This is a genomic window from Dactylosporangium sucinum (assembly GCF_014647515.1).
GTDB classification, from domain to species: domain Bacteria; phylum Actinomycetota; class Actinomycetes; order Mycobacteriales; family Micromonosporaceae; genus Dactylosporangium; species Dactylosporangium sucinum.
In genome coordinates this window covers 85,018-102,502 of record NZ_BMPI01000028.1, presented here as the reverse complement: position 1 = coordinate 102,502, position 17,485 = coordinate 85,018, and the positions used below count along the sequence as shown (strand labels likewise).

The window sequence follows — 17,485 nt, the reverse complement described above, 5'->3', positions numbered from 1 at the left end:
GCCACGCTCCGGCCACGCTCCGGCCACGCTCCGGCCACGCTCCGGCCACGCTCCGGCCACGCTCCGGCCACGCTCCGCCACCTGGCGCCGGCCGCGCCGTTGCCGGTGGGCGCGGCGGGCCGGCAGGCCGTCGGCGATCGGCACGGCCGGCTGTCGCGGCGTCGTGCGCCCGGCGGCCGGGCGACCATGCCGGCCGGGCCGTCGGCGGTGCGCGGCAGCCGGCGCGTCCGCGTGTCGTGAAACGGGTGTCCGGTCGCTCGTACCGCAATACGTCTGATATTTAAAACGCAGCCGCATCACCTGGAGTTTCCCGCTTCGGTGCTCGTTCCTACCCTTGACAGCAAAATGTCAGACATTTAGAGTCGAAGGACCGGATCGCGGATACCTGGAAAGGCTTGACATGGCGATGGCAGAAGGCTGGACGGGACGCTTCTTCGAGGACTTCGAGGTGGGCGCGGTGTATCAGCACCCGTTGGGCCGAACGGTGAGCGAGGCGGACAACACCTGGTTCACGTTGCTGACCATGAACACCAACCAGATGCACTTCAACGCCGAGTACGCCGCGAGGTCCGAGTTCGGCAAGCCGCTCGTGGTCTCGACCCTGACGGTGGCCATCGCCGTCGGCCAGAGCGTCACCGATCTCACCCAGAACGCATTCGCCAACCTCGGATGGGACGAGATCAGGATGACCCATCCGGTCTTTGCCGGCGACACGCTGTACAGCGAGTCGATCGTGCTCGACAAGCGCGAGTCGGCCAGCCGCCCGCACGCCGGCATCGTGACCGTCCGCACCCGGACGCTCAACCAGCACGGCGACGAGGTGTGCAGCTTCAAGCGCATGTTCTACGTCTACAAGCGCGGCGCCGAGCAGTTGGCGGGCATCTTCCCGGAGGGGAAGAAGCCGCTGTCGCTGGACCCGAGCGTCGCATGAGCGGCCCGGAGCGCAGCGGAGGGGGCATGAGCCTGCGCATCACGTACCAGCCCTGGGGAGAGACGCTCGCGGAGCTGGCCGACGCGGGACGCCGGGCGGAAGCGGCCGGCGCCGAAGCGCTGTGGGTGTCGGAGCTGCACCGCAGCGCCACCGGCACCGCCGCCGCGCTGGCGCAGGCGACCGAGACCGCCCAGGTCGGCACGTCGATCATGCTGGCGTTCACCCGCAGCCCGATGGTCACCGCGCTGGAGGCGCTCGACCTCGACGAACTCAGCGGGGGACGGTTCGTGCTCGGGCTGGGAAGCGGTGTCCAGCGCCTCAACGAGGACTGGCACAACGCCCGGTTCGGCAAGCCGGTCGCGCACATGAAGGAGACCGTGCGCAACATCCGGCACTTCTGGGCGACCGCCACGACCGGCGAGACCATCGACCTCCCGGGCGAGTACGAGCCCATGCGCATCCGCGGCTACGAACGCCCGTTCGCGCCAGCCCGCCCGGACATCCCGGTGTATCTCGCGGCGATGGGCCCGCACATGACCCGCCTCGCCGGCGCGATCGGTGACGGATGGATCAGCCACGAGCTCTGCTCGCCGGCGTACCTGACCCAGCGGATCCTGCCCGACCTCGAGTTGGGCCTCGCCCGGGCCGAGGGCAGGACCCGCGCGGACCTCGACGTCGTGGTGTCGGCGTGCTGCTCGGTGGACCGCGACCCGAAGGTGGCCAGGCGGCGCACCGCGGGGCTCGTCGGTTTCTACGCCAGCGTGCGGACGTATGCCGACTTCTTCGAGTTCCACGACCTGGGCGAGGGACAGCGGGCCGTCGTCGATGCCTTCCGCTCCGGCAAGGGAGCCGATCATCTCGCCGACAGCGTGACCGACGAGATGATCGACACGTTGACCATGGCCGGCGACCGTGACGACGTGGCCGCCCGCATCGCCGCCTACGCGGGCAAGGCCGACTCGGTCAAGCTCAGCCCCCCGACGCACGGCATCGCCGCGGAAGACACCCGCAAAGCACAGGACGAGATCATCGCGATGATCGCTGACCTCACCGGAGGCGCCCGATGAAACCCCTAGCCGACCTGCGCATCATCGCCGTCGAGCAGTACGGCGCCGGGCCGTTCGGGAGCGTGCACCTCGCCGATCTCGGCGCCGAGGTCATCAAGATCGAGGACCCTGCGGTCGGCGGTGACGTCGGCCGCTACGTCCCGCCGTACGGCGAGGAGGAGGACTCGCTGTTCTTCGAGACCTTCAACCGGAACAAGCGCAGCCTCTCGCTGGACCTGTCGAGCGAGCCGGGTCGCAAGGTCTTCGAGGAACTGGTCAAGGTCTCCGACGTCGTCTACTCCAACCTCCGCGGCGACGTGCCGGCGAAGATCGGGATCACGTACGACGACCTCAAGCATCTGAACCCGCGGATCGTCTGCGTGTCGCTGACCGGCTTCGGGATGACAGGCCCGCGCCGGAAGGAGCCCGGCTACGACTATGTGCTGCAGGGACTCGGCGGCTGGATGGACCTCACCGGCGAGCCGGACGGACCGCCGACGAAGTCGGGCCTGTCGCTCGTGGACTACTCCGGTGGCCTGGTCGCCGCGATCTCGCTGCTCGCCGGTGTCCACGCCGCCCGGCGCGACGGCGTCGGCATGGACTGCGACGTCAGCCTCTACGACACCGCGATCGGCATGTTGACCTATCCGGCCACCTGGCACCTCAACGCCGGGTTCACCCCGGCCCGCACCCGGCACTCCGCGCACCCCTCGCTGGTGCCCTTCCAGGCGTTCGAGGCCAAGGACGGCTGGATGGTCGTGGGCTGCGCGAAGGAGAAGTTCTGGGCCCGCCTGGCCGAGGTCGTCGGCCATGCCGAATGGGCGGCGGCCGGCTCGCCGTACGGCACCTTCTCCGGCCGCCAGCAGCGCAGCCAGGAACTGCTCCCGCTCCTGGAAGCGATCTTCCTGGAGAAGTCCGTGGACGAGTGGCTGGAGCTGCTCTACGCCGCCGGCATTCCCTGTGGCCCGATCAACGACGTGCCGGCCGCCCTCCGTGAGGAGCACACCCGGGCCCGCGGACTGATCGTGGAGACCGAGCACCCCCGGTTCGGGACCGTCGAGCAGGTCGCCTCGCCCGTGCGCGTCGGCTCCCAGCCGCCGACCTACCGCCGCGCGCCCCGGCGCAACGAGGACTTCGACCTGGTGATGCGGACCATCCTCGGGCTCGACGAGGAGAGCGTCGAGTCGCTCAAGGTCCAGGGTGCCTTCGGCAAGCAGCCCGCGCCCGCCGTCCCGCGGGGCGGCGCCGATACGGACGCGGCCTCTCGATGAGGTCCGTGGAGCTGGCGGAGTGGGGGCTGAGGGCCACCGGCTTCCCCGACCCGGTGCGCGAAGCCGCCGTGCGCCACCTGCTCGACGGCTTCGGTACGGCGCTCGGCGCGCTGCGCCTGCGGGCCGCCGAACCGGCGATCGAGGTCGCCGCCGGACTGGGGGGTGCGCCCGAGGCCACCATCCTGGGTGCGCACGGCAAGGTCTCCGCACCCGCCGCCGCGCTGGCCAACGGCACCCTCGTGCACGCGCTCGACTTCGACGACACACACGCGGGAGGGCTCGTCCACGCGACCGCGGTCGTGCTGCCGGCGGCGTTCGCCGTGGGCCAGCAGGTCGGGGCGACCGGCGCCCAGGTCCTCGACGCCGCCGTCGTCGGCTACGAGACCGTGTGCCGGGTGGCCGCTGCCGCGCCCAACGGCTTCCATGCCCGGGGCCTGCACGCGACCATGGCCGCCGGTGTCTTCGCCGCGGCGCTGGTCGCCGCCCGGTTGACCGGCCTGGACCGCACGCAGGCGGTCAATGCGCTCGGCATCGCCGGCAGCCAGGCCGGCGGGTTGCTGGCCTTCCTCGGCACCGGCGCCGCGACCAAGCAGCTCCACCCGGGCTTCGCCGCCCAGGCGGGACTCATGGCGGCACGGTTGGCGGCGGCCGGTGCCACCGGTCCGGAGACGGTTTTCGACGGCCCCCACAGCGTCTACGACGCGCTGACCGAGGGCCCGGTGGACCCGAGCGTGATCTCGGCCGGGCTCGGCTCGGTGTGGGAGACCACGCGGATCGGTATCAAGCCCTACCCGGCCTGCCAGCTCTCGCACGCGACGCTCGACGCGGTGCTCGCCGCGCGGGAGCAGATCGCGTTCGGTCCCGGCGACGTCGACACCATCGTCGCCGACGTGCACCCGGACTCCGCCGCGGTCGTCTGTGCCGCCTCGCGCGACCTGACCCGGCCCGCCAGCGCGTACGCCGCGAAGTTCTCACTGCCGTGGAGCGTGGCCGCGCTGGTCACCGACGGCCGCATCGGGCTCGACACCTTCGACAGCGATTCGATCGCCCGCCCCGACGTCGCGGCCCTCGCGGCGCGCGTCCGGTGGAACGTCGCTCCGGCGGCCGTCGTGGCCGCCGACGCACCCGGCCGGGTGCGGGTCACGCTGCATGACGGCCGTGCGGTGGTCGGCGCCGTCACGCGGAGCGCGGGTGGACCGCAACAGCCGCTCAGCCGTGCCGCGTTGCTGGCCAAGCTCACCGGGAACGCCGGCACGGACACCGCCGAGCTCGTCGCCCGGGTCGAATCGCTCGCCGACCAGCCAGACATCGACGCCGTTCTCGCAGTGGTGGCGCGCACCGCCGCGGCGGCTCGCACCGAGGGAGAAGCATGACGCTGCACGCCATCCGGCCCGCCGAGTTCCCGTGGTTTCCCTACGACGGTTTCACGTTCTGTCTCGGTCTCGCAGCCGGCAAGGCGGCCTGGACCTCGGGGCACACCTCGGCGGCCTTCGACAAGTCCATCGGCAAGATGACCGTCAGCGGCTCGATGGAGCAGCAGGCGCGGACCGCCTACCAGAAGGTCCTCACCATTCTCGAAGGCGCCGGCCTCGGTCCGCAGGACGTCACGCGGGTGACCGAGAACGTCACCGTGGCCGGCCTGGGCGACTACGCGGCCGCCGCCGGAGTGCGCCGGGAGGTCTTCGGCGGCCACGAGCCCACCGTCTCCACGATCGTCGTCGAGCGGCTGGTCCGCTCCACGGCCTTCCTGGAGGTCGAGCTGCACGCGGTTGACGGTGGCGGCCGGCAGCTGCGCGTGGCGAGCGAGCCGCGCGAGGCCGGCGTGTGGGCGGCGTCGCCGGTCCGGGAGGGGCACGACGGCGCCGTCTACCTGCCTACCGTCGTCCCGATCGACGCGAACGGGGACGTCGTCCACCCAGGCGACTTCGTCGGCCAGTATGCCTACTGCCTGGACAAGGCCGACGAGCTGTTGCGGGCGGCGGGCCTGTCGATCGACGCGGCCGTCACCACCTACGACTACTCGACCCCGGAGACCCGCACCGTGTACCGCAAGGCGCACAACGTGCGCAAGGAGCGTCTCGGTGGGGCGGGCGTCTACCCGGGCTCGGGTGGCATCCTCATGAGCCGGCTGCACCATCCGGAGTCGCTGGTGGCCATCGACGTCACCGCGTCCCGCCACCCCCTGGAACTGGTCAACCCCGGCTGGTCGCGGTATGACACGCTGACCTACGCGCCGGGCATCAAGGCGGGCCGGACCCTGTACATGTCCGGCTTCGCCGCGCTGGACATGGAGACCCAGCAGGTGCTGCACCCCGGCAATCTCGAGGCGCAGGCGGAGGCGACGTACGGAGCCATTCTGCATCTGCTCGACCACGCCGGTCTCGGCCCGCAGGACCTTCTCGCGACCACGGAGTACTGCGTGGAGTCGGCGCTGCCGGAGTACCGGGTGGTCGCGCCGGTGCGCGAGCGGCTGCTGTCACCGCCGTGGCCGGCGTCGACCGGAGCGATCTGCAAGGGCCTGCTCCGCCCGGAGTTCATGATCGAGGTCTTCCCGACCGCGCTGTACCCGGATGAGGCGTGATGAGTCTGCTGACCGACGAACTGCGCGCGCTCATCGGGAGCACGAAGACCTACACCGCTCCCGAGCCGCTCGGCGCCGCCGCGGGCCGCTACTTCGCGTTCGCGATCGGCGACGACAACCCGCTCTACGTCGACGCCGAGTACGCCCGCGCTCACGGGCTTGCCGGGGTCACCGCCCCGCCGACCCTCATCTGCGAGACCAACCAGTACGCCAACGTGGCGATGGACGCCGAGGGCTACGCCGGGCACACCTGGGGGCTGGAGCTGCCGAACACCCGCAAGGTGCGGGGCGGCAACTCCTATGAGTTCCATCGCCGGATCCGGCCCGAGGACGTGGTGACCGCCACCTGGGAGATCGCCGACATGACCGAGAAGAAGACGGGCGGTGGTGCCGACATGCTGATCGTCACGTCCCGGGCGACGTACCGCAACCAGGACGGCGAGCCGCTGGCCACCAACGAGGAGACGATCATCTTCGTGTCCCTGGGCGAGCCGGCATGAACCCTCAGCCCGGCGACGCCGTCCCGCCGCTGGAGCGGACGATCTCCCTCACCGACATGGTCGCCTACGCCGGTGCGACGTGGGACTGGCACAAGATGCACTACGACCCGGACTTCGTGAAGGCGCGCCGTCTGCCGGCGCCCGTCGTGGACGGCCAGGTCTTCGGGGCACTGCTCGTCGAGCAGCTGCAGGACTGGCTGGGGCCCGAATGCTTCGTCCAGAAGCTGGCGTTCACCTTCAAGGCCCTGGTCTTCGCCGGCGAGACGGTGCGCTGCGAGGGCACGGTCGTCGAGGCCCACGGCGATCGCGTGGTGGTCCGGCAGCGGGTCGTCGTGGTGGACGCCGACGGCAAGGAGTTGCGCTCGGCGGCGGAGCCGGCGTCGGCCACCGTGCTGCTCGGCGCCGCCGATGGGCCGGGAGCGGCACGGTGAGCACCGGCGTCGCGATCGTCGGCGTGGCCGAGAGCGATCTCGGGGTGACCGGCCGCTCGATCCTGGGGTTGCAGACCCAGGCGGTCACCCGGGCCCTCGCCGACGCCGGGCTGCGGCTGCGCGACGTGGACGGCCTCGCCACCACGGGCATCTCCCGCTTCTCGGCCACCCAGCTCGCCGACTATTTCGGGATCGAGCCGCGCTGGACCGACTCGACGTACGCCGGCGGCTCGGCGTACGAGATGATGGTCGCCCGCGCGGTTCAGGCCATCGACGCCGGGCAGGCCGACACCGTGGTCGTCAGCTTCGCCTCCAACCAGCGCTCGGCCCGATCGCGCTCGCTGGCCGGCGTGGTCGAAAGCCACACGCCCGAGGCCCAGTTCGAGACGCCGTACGACCCGTTGTACCCGCTGTCGTACTACGCGATGGCGGCGCAGCAGTACCTGCACCGGTTCGGCGCCACGCGGGAGCAGCTCGCCGAGATCGCGGTCGCCGCGCGCGCGTGGGCACTGCTCAACCCCGCGGCGTTCCGCTACGGTGCGGGACCGATCACCGCCGACGACGTGCTGAACTCCACGATGGTCTCGAGCCCGCTCACCGTCGGCGACTGCTGCCTGGTCACCGACGGCGGCGGCGCGGTCGTGCTCACCTCGCTGGAGCGCGCCGCCGATCTGGCCAGGAAACCGGTCGAGGTGCTCGGATACGGCGAGCGCACGACGAACACCTCGATGACCGCGGTCGACGACCTCACGGTGACCGGCGCGGTCGGGTCCGGTGCCGACGCCCTGGGCCGGGCCGGGCTGACCCCCGCGGACATCGACGTGGTCGAGGTGTACGACTCGTTCACGATCACCGTCGCCCTGACGATCGAGGCGCTCGGCTTCTGCGGTGCCGGCGAGGCGCTGGACTGGTTCCAGGGCGGGCGCATCCGTCCCGGAGGGGACTTCCCCCTCAACACCTCCGGCGGTGGGCTCTCCTACTGCCATCCCGGGCAGTTCGGCATCCTCCTGCTCGTCGAGGCGGTCCGCCAGCTGCGTGGCGAGGCCGGCGCGCGGCAGGTGCCCGGTGCCCGGACCGCCCTGGCGCACGGCACCGGCGGGATCATGTCCACGCACGCGACGGTCGTCCTGGGGGTGGACCGGTGACCGCACCCGAGGTACCCCCGGCCGACGAGGTCACCCAGGGCTGGTGGGCGGCCACGACCGAGCATCGGCTGGTCGTGCAGTCGTGCGGCGCGTGTGACGGTGTCCAGCACCCGCCGCGGGCGCTGTGCATCCACTGCGGATCGACCGAGCGGCTCGGCTGGCGCACCGCGTCCGGCACCGGGACCGTCGACTCGTTCACCGTGGTCCACCGGGCGCCGCGAGCGGGGATCGAGGTCCCCTACGTCGTCGCCCGTGTCCGGCTGGACGAGGGGCCGATCCTGTTGACCCGGCTGGAGGGGCGGGACCCCGGCGGCGAATGGGTCGTCGACGACCGGGTCCGGGTGGCCTGGGCCGACCTGCCGGACGGCCGTGCGCTGCCGGTCTTCCATCCCGTTGAGGGCGAACCCGACCGGGCCCAGGCGCCCGCAGCAGAGAGGCAGCACCGTGGACTTCCAGCTTGACGACGTCCAGCGCGAGTTCCGATCCCTCCTCCGCGACTTCGTGGACCGGGAGATCATTCCCGTCGCGCGCGAGTGGGAGCAGACCGGCCGATACCCCACCGAGATCGTCAAGGGCATGGCCGACATGGGGCTGTTCGGCATCACGGTCCCCGAGGAGTTCGGCGGACTCGATCTGGACCCGGTCTCCTTCGCGATCGTGTTCGAGGAGATCTCGCGGGGATGGATGGGCGTCGCCGGGATCCTGGGCAGCCATTCCCTGGCCTGCCGGTTGATCGCGATGCACGGCACGGCGGAGCAGCAGCAGCGGTACCTTCCCGAGCTCGCCACCGGCCGGCGGCGAACCGGGATCGGCCTCACCGAACCCGACGCCGGCACCGACCTGCAGGGCATCCGCACGACCGCGAGGCGCGACGGCGACCACTACGTGGTCAACGGCACCAAGATGTGGATCACCAACGCCCGGTACGCCAACCCGCTGCCGGTACTGGTCAAGACCGACCCGGCGGCATCACCCGCGCACCGGGGCATGAGCGTCCTGCTGATCGAGTCCGACACCGAGGGCTTCACGGTCACCAAGGACATCCCGAAGCTGGGGTACAAGGGCACGGAGTCGTGCGAGATCCTGCTGGACAACGTCCGCGTGCCCGCCGGGCAGTTGCTCGGCGACGTCGAGGGCAAGGGGATGCAGCAGGTGCTCTCGGCGCTGGAATGGGGCCGGGTCAACATCGCGGCGCGGTCGGTCGGCATCGCCCAGCGGGCCCATGACGAGGCGCTGGCGTACGCGAAGCAGCGCAAGGCCTTCGGCCGGGTCATCGGGGACTTCCAGGCGATCCAGCTCAAGCTGGCCAGCCTCGCCACCCAGGTCCAGGCGGCGCGTCTGATGGCCTACTGGGCGGCGGACGCGGTGCGCCGGGGCCGCGCCGACGGCGAGACCGGCATGGCGAAGATCTTCTGCTCGGAGGTCGCGCTGGAGGCCGCGATCGACGCGATGAAGGTCCACGGCGGCTACGGCTACTCCACCGAGTTCGAGGTCGAGCGGCTGTACCGGGACGCCATCCTGATGAGCATCGGCGAGGGGACCAACGACGTCCTGCGGACCGTGGTGGCGAAGTCCCTCATGCGCGGCGAGACGGTGGTCGGATGAGCGCCGCCGGACTGCCCCGCTCCTACCTCTACGTTCCGGGCAACGCACCGGCCATGCTGGCCAAGGCGCTTGGGCGGGGAGCCGACGCGCTCATCCTCGACATCGAGGACGCGGTGCCGCTGCAGGACAAGGACGGTGCCCGTGCGGCCGTCGTGGCGTGGTTGCGGGCGCAGCCGGCCGACCTCGACACCGAGCTGTGGGTACGCATCAACCAGGCCCCGCTGCGGCTGACCGACGCCGCCGCCCTCGCCGGCATCCCGGCCGTCAAGGGTCTCGTGCTGGCCAAAGTCGAGAGCGCGCGGGAGGTGGTCGAGGTCGGCGAGCTGTTGAGCAGCCTCGGTGACCACGTCACGCGGCTGATGCCGATGATCGAAACAGCCGGATCGGTGCTGGAGGCCGCCGCGATCGCGGCCCAGCCTCGTGTCCACCAGCTGCAGGTCGGCGAGGTCGACCTCACCGGCGAGACCGGCATCATCCCCGGCGAGGACGAGGCGGAGCTGGCGGGCATCCGCACGATGATCGTCCTGGCCAGCACGGCCGCGCAGATCAACCCCCCGGTGGGGCCGGTCTCGCGGATCACGGCCGACCCGGCGGCGCTGGCGCGCTCGACCCAGCGCGTCCGACGGCAGGGCTTCGTCGGGCGCGCGTGCATCCACCCGGCCCAGCTCGCGGTCGTCCACGAGGTCTTCACACCGACCGAGACGCAGGTGACCGAGGCGCGGTCGGTCATCGAGGTCTTCGCCGCGGCCGAGGCCGCCGGCCAGGGCGTCGTGCTCGACGCCGATGGCCGGCTCGTCGACGTCGCGGTGCTGCGCAGTGCCCGCAAGACGCTGGCGATGGCGGCGAAGGCGGCCCGCCCATGACCCGGATCACCCAAGCCGACCTGACCCGCCGCGACCACCGCTGGCGCGAAGTGCCGATGCCGGGCGCCAACCTGGGCCTCGAACTGCTGCGCCTCGACTCGACCGGCGACACGTTCGCGATCCTCGGCCGGTTCCCGGCCGGATTCGAGCGGATCCGGCCGGGAGGATATCTGGCGGCGGAGGAGTTCATCGTCCTGACGGGGTTCCTCGACATCGAGGGGGTTCGCCGTCACCCCGGCGACCTGACGTACATTCCGCCGCGCTTCCTGCGGACCGACATGCGGGCGCCGGAGGGATGTACGGTGCTGGCCTGGTTCGGCGGCCCCGCCGTGTTCCATTCCGCCGAGCGGCTCGACGGCGCGGTCACGGACGGGATCGTCACGGTGTCCGTCCAGGACGCGGCGGCGGGGCCGCTGCTGTCGACGCCCGCGGCGGACTGGGTGGTGTTCGCCCCCGGCGAGCCGGTCACCGAGGCCGAGGGGGACTCGGTGGCCGTCGGGCTGACCTGGTGGCACCGGCTGTCGGCCGGCACGCCGCCGGGCACGGGCGACGGAGGCCGGGTTGTCCGTGTCCAGCGCGGTTGAGTCCGCGGTCCGCTTCGGCCCGCACTGGGAGGGCGTCCAGGGCATCTACGGTGGCTTCGTCATCGCCCGACTGGTGGAGGCGGCCCGGCTCGGCAATGGGTTCCGGCCGCTGTCGGCCACGGTCCACTTCGTCTCCGGCGTGCAGCCGGGTGACGCGCGGATGGTCACCCGCGTGCGCCATCGGGGCAGGTCGACCGCCAGCGTCGCGGTCGAGCTGCACCAGGAACGGGCCCGCGCCTATGCCGTGGTCGAGCTGGGCGCACCCGGCGCGGCACCGCACTGGCACCACCGGGTGGACATGTCGCAACTGCCCGAGCCGGAGTCGATCGTGCTGTCCGAGCCGTCGTACGGACGGCTGGCGTACAGCGAATTCATCGACATGCGCCTGATCCGTCCGGGGAGCCTCGCCGCCGGCGCCACGGCCTGGACCAGGCTCGACCCGCGGGTGGCCGGCGAACTGGACGGGACCTCGCCGGCCCTGTCCACGCTGTGCCTCGACGCGCTGCCGCCGGGCCTGTTCGGCGAGTCCACCCGTCCGGTGTTCGTGCCGACGATCGAGTTCAGCATCCACTTCTGGCCGATGGAGGCCGACCTGGTCGCCGGGTGGCACTACGCGACGCAGCACACGGTGTGGGCCAGCGACGAGTTCTGCCTCGAGGAGTCGACGCTCTACTCGCGTGACGGCCGGGTCGTTGCCCACGCCAGGCAGACCCGGGGTGTGCGCTGGAGCCTGCCGGGCACCGACCGGTAGGCGGCGGAGCCGCGGCGGGCCCCGGCCTCGGCGCCCGCCGGGCTCACCGCGCGGCCAGCAGCGCGGCCGTCGTGTCGACCTCGGCCTGATATGCCGCGGCGGCTCGCGCCCGCTCGCGCGGCCCCCAGCCCGGGCGACCGGCGTACACGACGCCGGTGTCGAGACTCGCCATCCGCTCGGCGACGTCCGCCGCGGTGACCTGAAGCTGGTCCGCGGGGACCACGCGGGCCGCCCCGAGCCGGTCGACCTGTCCCGCGGTGACCCGCTCTCCGGCCAGCATCATCCGGCGAACCGTCGGCGCGGGCAGCAGGCGGGCCGCCACCGCATACCCGAGCGGGAAGCCCACGGTCAGCTCGGGCAGGCTCAGCCAGGCGCTCTCGGCGAGGATCGCGACATCGGCCGCCGCGACGATCAGGGCGCCACCGCCGATGGCGGCGCCGTGGGCGGCCACGACGACCAGACCGCGGCAGCGCAGCAGCGCGGTGATCGCGGCGGCGCCGTGCCGCACCTCGTCCGCGGCCCGGCCCGCTGCGGCTGCGGCGGCGTACTCGTTGAGGTCCTGCCCGGTGCAGAAGTGGCGGCCCTGGCCGGTGACGAGCAGCACCTCGCCCTCCTCGACCAGTTCTGCCGTCTGCCGGAGCGCGGCATACAGCTCGCGATGCAAGGCGTTGGCGGGTGGCCGGGCCAGCTGGGCCTCGACCACCCGGCCGTGCCGCCGCACCTCGAGAGGGTCGCTCATCCGTACGAGCGGGGCAGGTCGAGTGCCTTGTGGGCGATGTGGTTCAGCAGCATCTCCGAGCTCACCGGCGCGATCCGGAACAGCCGCACGAGCCCGGACAACGTGGCCAGGCCGTACTCCCGGGACATGCCGTTGCCGCCGTGTGTCTGCACGGCGGCGTCGAGCGCGAGCGAGACGGCGTCCGAGGCAGCCAGCTTGGCCATCGCCGCGGCCACACCGCCGGTCTCTCCGCGGTCGTAGGCCTCGGCCGCGGCCTGAGTCAGCAGGCGGGCGCCGGCGAGCGCGGTCTCGGCTTTCGCGAGCGGGTGCGCGACGGCCTGGTGCGCGCCGATCGGCACTCCCCAGACCCGCCGGGTGCGGGCGTACGCCGCCGCCTTGTCGATCGCGTACCTGGAGATGCCGTTGAGCAGAGCGGCACTGAGGATGCGTTCCGGGTTCAGGCCGGTGAACAGGACCCTGATGCCGTCCGCGCCGCCGACGACCGCATCGGCCGGCACCCGCACGTCGTCGAAGAACAGCGAGTACTGCCGCTCCGGCGAGATGATCTCCACCTTGATCTCGGTGCGCTTGAGCCCCGGCGCGTCAGTGGGGACGAGGAACGCCTTCGGGCCCGGCGGCAGCGATTCGGGACCGCCCTCGGCGTTGGCGATGACCACCAGCGCGTCGGCGTTGTCCACGTGGGAGACGTAGTACTTCTGTCCTGAGATCACCCAGTCGCCGTCGTCGAACACCGCGCGGGTGGAGATGTTGTGGGTGTTGGAGCCGGCGTCCGGCTCGGTGATCGCGAACCCGAGCACGCGGGAACCGTCGGCCAGCCCCGGCAGCCACTCGGCGCGCTGTTCCGGCGACCCGTGGTGGGCCAGCATCGTCGCGCAGACGGCGGGGGAGAGCGCGATGAGCATGAGCGGCGATCCGGCGGTCGCGACCTCTTCGGCGACGATGGCGAGCGCCTCGATGCCCTGGCCACCGCCACCGTGCTCCTCCGGGATCGCGACGCCCAGGGCGCCCATGGCGCCGAGCGCATGCCAGAGCTCACGGGCGTTGCCGGCCTGCTCGCTGGTGCGCAGGTAGTAGTCGTGGCCGAACTCCCGGCACAACTGGCGGACGGACTGGCGGAAGGCGGCGAGTTCGTCGACCCCGGCTCGTTGTGACATGTGTTGCTGGCTCCTACTCACACGGGATCGTTCAGGGCGATGACGCAGACGTCGCACTCGTCGGGTGAGGGCTCGTCGGCGAACCCGCTGGCGAGCCAGGTGTCCACGAGCCTTGACGCGGTGCCGGCCCGCAGGCTGCGCGCCCGTGGTGCCGGCGCGGTCGTGCAGCGCAGCGCGTCGAACGCGGCCTGCTGCCCGAGCGCGGACGCGTCGAGCACCGGAAAGTCGCAGCACTCGGCCAGCCTTCCGGCGATCGGGGACATGCAGGTGCAGCCGAGCAGGACGGCCTCGGCGCCGTCGGCGCGGACGGCCGACCGGCACGCCTCGGCGAGCCGGTCGACGATGTCCGACTCGCGCCGCAGCATGCGCGCCTTCACGCCAGCGCGTGTGCCGAGCCGGCCGAGCTCGTCCTCGGGCGAGAAGAAGTGCACCCCGGCGCAATGCTGCCCGCCCGAACAGTTCGCCAGCCGCTCGTCGTACAGGTAGGCCATCGACTCCGGCCAGACCGTGACGACGGAGAACCGCCGGCCGTGCGCACCCGCCGCCGCGACGGCGGCCGCACCGGCACCGATCACCGGCACGCCGGCTGCGGTCCGCACACGTTCGATCGCGTAGTCGGCGAAGGTGTCGATGTAGATGGCGTCGCATCCCGCGGCGATCGCGGCCTCCGCGGCGTCGAGGGTGCCGAGCTCCGTGAACAGCTGGTCGTAGGGTGTGCGCGCAAACGCCCGCAGCCGCAACTCGTACAGCTCGGTGACGACGCCCTCGGGGTCGGGCAGCGGCGGCGCCGACTTGCCGTCAGAGTTGATCATCGCGAGCCGGAGTGGCGCGGTGTTCACCGTGCCCGCACTTCGGCGGCCCCCGGGGCCGGTTCAGCGAACGTCATGGGCGCTCCCTAGGTCGTCGGAAAAAGTCTGATGTATTTCCTGAAGCGCTGTCAAGGGTGGCTGCGGGTTCGGTTTTCTCCGCTGTCGGATGCCACCGGACGAGGCATTATTACTTGCGAGACCGTCGCATGGATATATGTCTGTGATATGCAACAGGGGTTGGCCGCGCCATCTGGATGTCAGGGATGGGGGTCGTCGGCCGGCCGTTCGGTGGCGGCGGGCGGAGGGGTGGTCCGGCCGAACGGCCGAATCCGCTCGTCACCTGCGACGCCGGATGTCGGCATCCGTCCGTGCCATGGCTGGAACGGAGTGTTGACCGACCCCCGCCGCAGCCCATAGGCTCTGCCCCCAATGAAACGGCGTTCCACAGGAAGGAATGCTTGATGACGACGACGGCGGCCGGTCAGGCCGCGAGTCACCGGCCAAACCCCCACAGCCTGCTGCGTCCGCGCGGCACCGCCGTAGCCGGGATGCTGCTGGAGACGTTGGCACGCAACGGTGTCGACCGCCTCTGGTTCTGCAGCGGCTCCGAACTCGTGCCGTTGCAGGAGGCCGCCGCGCGGGCTCGGCACCACGGCATCGCGGTGCCGCAACTGGCGATGACGGTGCACGAGCACGTCGCCATCTCGGCCGCCATGGGCGAGTCGATGGTGACCGGCCGCCCCGCCGCCGTGGTCGCGCACGCGGATCTGGGGCCACTGAACTTCGGCGCCGAGTTGCATACCGCCTTGCGCGGCCAGTACCCGCTCGTCCTCATCAGCGGCTACCCGGCGACGCATCCGCAGCGGCGCACCAGCCAGGCATTCTGGAACCAGCAGCGTTGGGACCAGGGCGGACTGTTCCGGCAGTACACCAAGTGGGACTACAAGCTCGCCTCGTACGACGACGTCGGCCTGGTGCTCGCCCGCGCCATGCAGGTGGCGCTGACCCCGCCACGCGGCCCGGTGTACCTGGCGGTGCCGGCGGAGGTGCTCGCGCAGGACCTGGCCGAAGGCCTGGTGACCGGGGTGGACCAGTTGGCGGTCCCGCGGCTGGGCGAGGGCGACGGCGAAGGCATCCGGGAAATCGCCCGCCGGATCCTGGCGGCGCGGCGTCCGTTGATCCTGACCGACCGGGTCGGTACCGACGCGGCTGCCGTCGCCGCACTGGACGAGCTCGCGGCGGAGTTCGCCGTGTCCGTCGTCGCCACGCGCCACCGGATGAACCTGCGCGACGACCATCGGTCCCGCTGGGGCGCACCCAGGTTGGACGAAGCTGACACGGTGCTGGTCCTGGACCACTCGCTGCCCTGGATCCCGGCTGACCGGGCGCCCGCCGCCGGCACCTGGATCGCGTTCGTCGGGGTCGACCCGATCTGCGCCCAGATCCCGCTCTACGAGTTCCCGGCCGATCTGCGCCTCTTCGCCGACCTCTCGGCGTTCCTGCCCGCGCTGCTCGAAGAGCTGCGCCGGCAGCGCACCGCGTCGGCCGCGGAGCGGATCGCCGTCCGGGCCGAGCAGCACGAGCGGGCCCGGGTGCGCGGTTTCGCCGACCGGGCCCGGGCGGTGTCCGAGGCGATGGCCGGGCCGGTCATCACGCCAACCGTCCTCGGTGCGGCGCTCAACGAGATCACCGAACCGGAGGACATCTTCGTCGAGGAACTCGGCGACACCGCGGGGCTGGTGCACCGCAGCGTCGCCGGCACGCTGTTCATGAACGGCGGCTCGAGCCTGGGCTGGGCCACGTCCGGGGCGATGGGGGCCCGGCTCGCCTCCGGGGACCGGCCCACCGTGTGCGCGACCGGCGACGGCGGGTACCTCTTCGGCGTCGCCAACGCCGCCCTGTGGACCCAGTCCAGAATGGACGCTCCCGTACTGACGGTGATCGCGAACAACCGGGGCTACCGGACCGGTACGAGTCACGTGGACTCCTACTATCCCGACGGCTACGCCTCGCGGGCAGGTGACTACAACGGCGGCAGCATCGATCCACCGCCCGACTACGGTGCCGAGGCTCGCGCGGCGGGTGCTTTCGGTGCCCGCGCCACGACCCCTGCCGAGCTCCGCGAGGCGCTGCGTGCGGCGCGTGACGCGGTGGAGCGGCGCCGCGTGCCGGCCGTGGTGGATGCCTGGATGCCAAACCACCTCGGCCATCTCGAGGCCGCAAGCACAGACGCACATGGAGGCGGCACCCGATGACCGGAATTCACGTCGACTCGGTCACGAAACGGTTCGACCAGGACGCGACGAAGCCGCCCACGCTCGACGAGATCGGACTGTCCATAGCGGACGGTGAGTTCGTCGCCCTGCTGGGCCCGTCCGGCTGCGGCAAGACCACGCTGCTGCGGATGATCGGCGGACTGGAGCAGCCCACCAGCGGATCCGTGCTCATCAACGGCGAACAGTTGTCCGGCGCCTCCAAGACGACGCGCCGCAAGCTGCTGGCGAACGTGGGATTCGTCTTCCAGGAGCACAACCTCCTGCCGTGGCGCAACGCCCTCGCCAATGTCGCGGTGCCGCTGGAGGTGCGCAAGGTACCCAAGGCGGAACGCCTGCGCATCGCGGAGGAGATGCTGGCCCTGGTGGGCCTGTCGGAGGCCGCCGGGAAACTGCCGCACGAGCTCAGCGGCGGCATGCGCCAACGGGTGGCGATCGCCCGGGCGCTGGCCTACGACCCCGACATCCTGTTGATGGACGAGCCGTTCGGCGCCGTCGACGCGCAGACGCGTGACTCGCTGAACCTGGAACTGCAACGGATCTGGATGCAGCGGCGCAAGACGGTCGTCTTCGTCACCCACTCCGTGCCGGAGGCGGTCTTCCTGGCCGACCGCGTCGTGGTGATGCGGGCCGCGCCCGGACAGATCGTCGAAGACCTGCGGGTCACCATCCCGCGCCCGCGCAGTCTCGACGCGTCCCTCACCCAGGACTTCCTGGCGACCACGGCGCGGCTGCGCAGTCATCTCGGCGAAGGTACGAGCGCTCAGGAGCTTGCGAAATGACCACGAAGGACGTCGCCGGC

19 protein-coding genes are annotated in these 17,485 nt (G+C 71.7%); 16 read left to right on the top strand and 3 right to left on the bottom strand.

Annotation, left to right across the window (positions count from 1 at the left end; translation table 11 throughout):
- From IEZ31_RS56875 to IEZ31_RS27100, 14 genes are all read left to right on the top strand, one after another.
- A partial coding sequence (locus IEZ31_RS56875) for a hypothetical protein (RefSeq protein WP_229835880.1) occupies nt 1-240 on the top strand: 240 nt, incomplete at its 5' end.
- A 160-nt stretch (nt 241-400) separates the two neighbouring features.
- The gene (locus IEZ31_RS27160; RefSeq protein ID WP_190252816.1) at nt 401-931 is read left to right on the top strand and encodes a MaoC family dehydratase; all 531 of its coding nucleotides are present in this window, start codon (nt 401-403) and stop codon (nt 929-931) included.
- Nucleotides 932-957: 26 nt separating this feature from the next.
- On the top strand, nt 958-1,998 hold the full coding sequence (locus IEZ31_RS27155) for an LLM class flavin-dependent oxidoreductase (RefSeq protein ID WP_229835879.1): 1,041 nt from the start codon (nt 958-960) through the stop codon (nt 1,996-1,998).
- Nucleotides 1,995-3,248, top strand: a complete 1,254-nt coding sequence (locus IEZ31_RS27150) for a CaiB/BaiF CoA transferase family protein (protein ID WP_190252815.1) — start codon at nt 1,995-1,997, stop codon at nt 3,246-3,248. Before IEZ31_RS27155 ends, IEZ31_RS27150 begins: the two co-directional genes overlap by 4 nt.
- Nucleotides 3,245-4,621, top strand: coding sequence for an MmgE/PrpD family protein (locus IEZ31_RS27145; protein ID WP_190252814.1), 1,377 nt, complete (start codon nt 3,245-3,247; stop codon nt 4,619-4,621). The genes IEZ31_RS27150 and IEZ31_RS27145 overlap by 4 nt, the downstream gene beginning before the upstream one ends.
- Nucleotides 4,618-5,829, top strand: a complete 1,212-nt coding sequence (locus tag IEZ31_RS27140) for a Rid family hydrolase (protein ID WP_190252813.1) — start codon at nt 4,618-4,620, stop codon at nt 5,827-5,829. Before IEZ31_RS27145 ends, IEZ31_RS27140 begins: the two co-directional genes overlap by 4 nt.
- On the top strand, nt 5,829-6,329 hold the full coding sequence (locus IEZ31_RS27135; protein ID WP_190252812.1) for an FAS1-like dehydratase domain-containing protein: 501 nt from the start codon (nt 5,829-5,831) through the stop codon (nt 6,327-6,329). The genes IEZ31_RS27140 and IEZ31_RS27135 overlap by 1 nt, the downstream gene beginning before the upstream one ends.
- The gene (locus IEZ31_RS27130; RefSeq protein WP_190252811.1) at nt 6,326-6,760 is read left to right on the top strand and encodes a MaoC/PaaZ C-terminal domain-containing protein; all 435 of its coding nucleotides are present in this window, start codon (nt 6,326-6,328) and stop codon (nt 6,758-6,760) included. The genes IEZ31_RS27135 and IEZ31_RS27130 overlap by 4 nt, the downstream gene beginning before the upstream one ends.
- Nucleotides 6,757-7,905 carry an acetyl-CoA acetyltransferase gene (locus IEZ31_RS27125; RefSeq protein WP_190252810.1) on the top strand — a complete coding sequence of 383 codons (1,149 nt, stop codon included), beginning with the start codon at nt 6,757-6,759 and terminating at the stop codon, nt 7,903-7,905. The genes IEZ31_RS27130 and IEZ31_RS27125 overlap by 4 nt, the downstream gene beginning before the upstream one ends.
- On the top strand, nt 7,902-8,366 hold the full coding sequence (locus IEZ31_RS27120; protein WP_190252809.1) for a Zn-ribbon domain-containing OB-fold protein: 465 nt from the start codon (nt 7,902-7,904) through the stop codon (nt 8,364-8,366). Before IEZ31_RS27125 ends, IEZ31_RS27120 begins: the two co-directional genes overlap by 4 nt.
- Entirely contained in the window at nt 8,350-9,510 is a 1,161-nt protein-coding gene (locus IEZ31_RS27115; RefSeq protein ID WP_190252808.1) for an acyl-CoA dehydrogenase family protein, read from the top strand. Before IEZ31_RS27120 ends, IEZ31_RS27115 begins: the two co-directional genes overlap by 17 nt.
- Nucleotides 9,507-10,373, top strand: coding sequence for an HpcH/HpaI aldolase/citrate lyase family protein (locus IEZ31_RS27110; protein ID WP_190252807.1), 867 nt, complete (start codon nt 9,507-9,509; stop codon nt 10,371-10,373). Before IEZ31_RS27115 ends, IEZ31_RS27110 begins: the two co-directional genes overlap by 4 nt.
- Complete coding sequence (locus IEZ31_RS27105; protein WP_190252806.1) at nt 10,370-10,957, top strand: hypothetical protein; 588 nt, start codon at nt 10,370-10,372, stop codon at nt 10,955-10,957. The genes IEZ31_RS27110 and IEZ31_RS27105 overlap by 4 nt, the downstream gene beginning before the upstream one ends.
- Nucleotides 10,941-11,708 (top strand): acyl-CoA thioesterase, encoded by a 768-nt coding sequence (locus IEZ31_RS27100; protein WP_190252805.1) that lies wholly within the window; start codon nt 10,941-10,943, stop codon nt 11,706-11,708. Before IEZ31_RS27105 ends, IEZ31_RS27100 begins: the two co-directional genes overlap by 17 nt.
- Nucleotides 11,709-11,751: 43 nt before the next feature.
- Here the strand turns inward: IEZ31_RS27100 and IEZ31_RS27095 are convergent, their stop codons facing one another.
- The 3 genes from IEZ31_RS27095 to IEZ31_RS27085 are packed head-to-tail and all read right to left on the bottom strand — an operon-like array spanning nt 11,752 to nt 14,440.
- Nucleotides 11,752-12,447 (bottom strand): enoyl-CoA hydratase/isomerase family protein, encoded by a 696-nt coding sequence (locus IEZ31_RS27095; protein WP_190252804.1) that lies wholly within the window; start codon nt 12,445-12,447, stop codon nt 11,752-11,754.
- Complete coding sequence (locus tag IEZ31_RS27090; RefSeq protein WP_190252803.1) at nt 12,444-13,601, bottom strand: acyl-CoA dehydrogenase family protein; 1,158 nt, start codon at nt 13,599-13,601, stop codon at nt 12,444-12,446. Before IEZ31_RS27090 ends, IEZ31_RS27095 begins: the two co-directional genes overlap by 4 nt.
- Nucleotides 13,602-13,618: 17 nt before the next feature.
- Nucleotides 13,619-14,440, bottom strand: a complete 822-nt coding sequence (locus IEZ31_RS27085; protein ID WP_190252802.1) for an aspartate/glutamate racemase family protein — start codon at nt 14,438-14,440, stop codon at nt 13,619-13,621.
- Nucleotides 14,441-14,871: 431 nt separating this feature from the next.
- Here IEZ31_RS27085 and IEZ31_RS27080 point away from each other — a divergent pair, with 431 nt between their 5' ends.
- Entirely contained in the window at nt 14,872-16,665 is a 1,794-nt protein-coding gene (locus IEZ31_RS27080; RefSeq protein ID WP_190252801.1) for a thiamine pyrophosphate-requiring protein, read from the top strand.
- Nucleotides 16,662-17,465 (top strand): ABC transporter ATP-binding protein, encoded by an 804-nt coding sequence (locus tag IEZ31_RS27075; protein ID WP_190252800.1) that lies wholly within the window; start codon nt 16,662-16,664, stop codon nt 17,463-17,465. Before IEZ31_RS27080 ends, IEZ31_RS27075 begins: the two co-directional genes overlap by 4 nt.
- Nucleotides 17,466-17,485: the final 20 nt, after the last annotated feature.

Bases quoted from the DNA above. Each gene is read 5' to 3' on its own strand.
- IEZ31_RS27145 (WP_190252814.1), top strand. From the start codon at position 3,245: ATGAGGTCCGTGGAGCTGGCGGAGTGGGGGCTGAGGGCCACCGGCTTC.
- IEZ31_RS27110 (WP_190252807.1), top strand. From the start codon at position 9,507: ATGAGCGCCGCCGGACTGCCCCGCTCCTACCTCTACGTTCCGGGCAAC.
- IEZ31_RS27135 (WP_190252812.1), top strand. From the start codon at position 5,829: ATGAGTCTGCTGACCGACGAACTGCGCGCGCTCATCGGGAGCACGAAG.
- IEZ31_RS27130 (WP_190252811.1), top strand. From the start codon at position 6,326: ATGAACCCTCAGCCCGGCGACGCCGTCCCGCCGCTGGAGCGGACGATC.
- IEZ31_RS27105 (WP_190252806.1), top strand. From the start codon at position 10,370: ATGACCCGGATCACCCAAGCCGACCTGACCCGCCGCGACCACCGCTGG.
- IEZ31_RS27160 (WP_190252816.1), top strand. From the start codon at position 401: ATGGCGATGGCAGAAGGCTGGACGGGACGCTTCTTCGAGGACTTCGAG.
- IEZ31_RS27140 (WP_190252813.1), top strand. From the start codon at position 4,618: ATGACGCTGCACGCCATCCGGCCCGCCGAGTTCCCGTGGTTTCCCTAC.
- IEZ31_RS27095 (WP_190252804.1), bottom strand. From the start codon at position 12,447: ATGAGCGACCCTCTCGAGGTGCGGCGGCACGGCCGGGTGGTCGAGGCC.
- IEZ31_RS27150 (WP_190252815.1), top strand. From the start codon at position 1,995: ATGAAACCCCTAGCCGACCTGCGCATCATCGCCGTCGAGCAGTACGGC.
- IEZ31_RS27090 (WP_190252803.1), bottom strand. From the start codon at position 13,601: ATGTCACAACGAGCCGGGGTCGACGAACTCGCCGCCTTCCGCCAGTCC.
- IEZ31_RS27080 (WP_190252801.1), top strand. From the start codon at position 14,872: ATGACGACGACGGCGGCCGGTCAGGCCGCGAGTCACCGGCCAAACCCC.
- IEZ31_RS27075 (WP_190252800.1), top strand. From the start codon at position 16,662: ATGACCGGAATTCACGTCGACTCGGTCACGAAACGGTTCGACCAGGAC.
- IEZ31_RS27155 (WP_229835879.1), top strand. From the start codon at position 958: ATGAGCCTGCGCATCACGTACCAGCCCTGGGGAGAGACGCTCGCGGAG.